Origin of the sequence: Mesorhizobium sp. M1A.T.Ca.IN.004.03.1.1 (assembly GCF_003997555.1) — a bacterium.
Lineage (GTDB): Bacteria > Pseudomonadota > Alphaproteobacteria > Rhizobiales > Rhizobiaceae > Mesorhizobium.
In genome coordinates this window covers 1-255 of sequence record NZ_RZTV01000661.1, presented here as the reverse complement: position 1 = coordinate 255, position 255 = coordinate 1, and the positions used below count along the sequence as shown (strand labels likewise).

The 255-nt window shown below is 59.2% G+C and carries 1 protein-coding gene; it reads left to right on the top strand.

Annotated features, from left to right (window positions below; all coding sequences use genetic code 11):
- Positions 1-255: sugar transferase (locus EOD29_RS33305; protein ID WP_164764023.1), on the top strand; the 255-nt coding region annotated here is incomplete at both ends.

Here is a 255-nt window from a genome sequence, read left to right as displayed (position 1 = left end):
CCAGCCTCGACGAACTGCCGCAGCTTTGGTGCATTCTCGAGGGGAAGATGAGCTTCGTCGGTCCGCGGCCGGCGCTCTACAACCAATATGATCTGATGGAGTTGCGCACGGCGCACGGTGTCGACAAGCTCCTGCCTGGATTGACGGGATGGGCGCAGATCAACGGGCGCGACGAATTGCCGATCCCGGAGAAGGTGAAATTCGATGTCGAATATCTCGAGCGGCGCTCATTCGGCTTCGATATGCGCATCCTGT